Source organism: Variovorax sp. MSC1_012 (genome assembly GCF_023667525.1).
GTDB lineage: Bacteria > Pseudomonadota > Gammaproteobacteria > Burkholderiales > Burkholderiaceae_C > Variovorax > Variovorax beijingensis_B.
On the sequence record NZ_CM174443.1, the window covers coordinates 4,912,501 to 4,915,000 of the forward strand.

At 50.4% G+C, this 2,500-nt stretch carries 1 rRNA gene (cut by a window edge); it reads left to right on the forward strand.

Annotated features, from left to right (window positions below):
- Positions 1-2,390 (forward strand): 23S ribosomal RNA (locus tag L1081_RS23130); it begins 483 nt to the left of the window's first position.
- Positions 2,391-2,500: the final 110 nt, after the last annotated feature.

Genomic DNA, 2,500 nt, shown 5'->3' on the forward strand with positions numbered 1-2,500 from the left:
GAGGGGAGTGAAATAGATCCTGAAACCGCGTGCTTACAAAAAGTAGGAGCCTCGTAAGGGGTGACTGCGTACCTTTTGTATAATGGGTCAGCGACTTACATTCAGTGGCAAGGTTAACCGAATAGGGAAGCCGTAGAGAAATCGAGTCCGAATAGGGCGATCAGTCGCTGGGTGTAGACCCGAAACCAAGTGATCTATCCATGGCCAGGATGAAGGTGCCGTAACAGGTACTGGAGGTCCGAACCGACTAGTGTTGCAAAACTAGCGGATGAGCTGTGGATAGGGGTGAAAGGCTAAACAAACTTGGAAATAGCTGGTTCTCTCCGAAAACTATTTAGGTAGTGCCTCAAGTATTACCATCGGGGGTAGAGCACTGTTTTGGCTAGGGGGTCATGGCGACTTACCAAACCAAGGCAAACTCCGAATACCGATGAGTACAGCTTGGGAGACAGAGCACCGGGTGCTAACGTCCGGACTCAAGAGGGAAACAACCCAGACCGCCAGCTAAGGTCCCTAAAATTGGCTAAGTGGGAAACGAAGTGGGAAGGCTAAAACAGTCAGGATGTTGGCTTAGAAGCAGCCATCATTTAAAGAAAGCGTAATAGCTCACTGATCGAGTCGTCCTGCGCGGAAGATGTAACGGGGCTAAGCCAGTTACCGAAGCTGCGGATTTGCAATTTATTGCAAGTGGTAGGAGAGCGTTCTGTAAGCCTGTGAAGGTGCGTTGTAAAGCGTGCTGGAGGTATCAGAAGTGCGAATGCTGACATGAGTAGCGTTAAAGGGGGTGAAAAGCCCCCTCGCCGTAAGCGCAAGGTTTTCTACGCAACGTTCATCGGCGTAGAGTGAGTCGGCCCCTAAGGCGAGGCAGAGATGCGTAGCTGATGGGAAACAGGTCAATATTCCTGTACCGTTATATAGTGCGATGTGGGGACGGATCTTAATAGGTCATCCGGGTGTTGGATATCCCGGTTTAGTTGGATGTAGGCGTGCATTAGGCAAATCCGGTGCACATATACCGAGGCCAACGATCGAGCGAGCTTGCTCGCGAAGTGACTGAACGAGGTTCCAGGAAAAGCCACTAAGCTTCAGCTATATACGACCGTACCGCAAACCGACACTGGTGCGCGAGATGAGTATTCTAAGGCGCTTGAGAGAACTCAGGAGAAGGAACTCGGCAAATTGACACCGTAACTTCGGAAGAAGGTGTGCCCTATTAGTGTGTAGTGAACAACGAAGCATGAATGGGTTGCAAAAAATCGGTGGCTGCGACTGTTTATTAAAAACACAGCACTCTGCAAACACGAAAGTGGACGTATAGGGTGTGACGCCTGCCCGGTGCTGGAAGATTAAATGATGGGGTGCAAGCTCTTGATTGAAGTCCCAGTAAACGGCGGCCGTAACTATAACGGTCCTAAGGTAGCGAAATTCCTTGTCGGGTAAGTTCCGACCTGCACGAATGGCGTAACGATGGCCACACTGTCTCCTCCTGAGACTCAGCGAAGTTGAAATGTTTGTGATGATGCAATCTCCCCGCGGAAAGACGGAAAGACCCCATGAACCTTTACTGTAGCTTTGTATTGGACTTTGAACAGATCTGTGTAGGATAGGTGGGAGGCTTTGAAGCAGGGTCGCTAGATCTTGTGGAGCCAACGTTGAAATACCACCCTGGTGTGTTTGAGGTTCTAACCTAGGTCCATTATCTGGATCGGGGACAGTGCATGGTAGGCAGTTTGACTGGGGCGGTCTCCTCCCAAAGCGTAACGGAGGAGTTCGAAGGTACGCTAGTTACGGTCGGACATCGTGACGATAGTGCAATGGCATAAGCGTGCTTAACTGCGAGACTGACAAGTCGAGCAGATGCGAAAGCAGGACATAGTGATCCGGTGGTTCTGTATGGAAGGGCCATCGCTCAACGGATAAAAGGTACTCTGGGGATAACAGGCTGATACCGCCCAAGAGTTCATATCGACGGCGGTGTTTGGCACCTCGATGTCGGCTCATCTCATCCTGGGGCTGTAGCCGGTCCCAAGGGTATGGCTGTTCGCCATTTAAAGAGGTACGTGAGCTGGGTTTAAAACGTCGTGAGACAGTTTGGTCCCTATCTTCCGTGGGCGCTGCAGATTTGAGGAAGCCTGCTCCTAGTACGAGAGGACCGGAGTGGACACACCTCTGGTGTATCGGTTGTCACGCCAGTGGCATTGCCGAGTAGCTAAGTGTGGAAGAGATAACCGCTGAAAGCATCTAAGCGGGAAACTCGTTTCAAGATGAGATCTGCCGGGGCCTTGAGCCCCCTAAAGAGTCGTTCAAGACCAGGACGTTGATAGGTCAGGTGTGGAAGCGCAGTAATGCGTTAAGCTAACTGATACTAATTGCTCGTGCGGCTTGACCCTATAACTTTGATCAGTCAGATCAAGGTGTTATGCCAAGTTGACGCATTCAAAATACATTCAAAACAGCGCAGATATTGCGTGCTGATTCCAAACTCTATGAATTCGTTTGA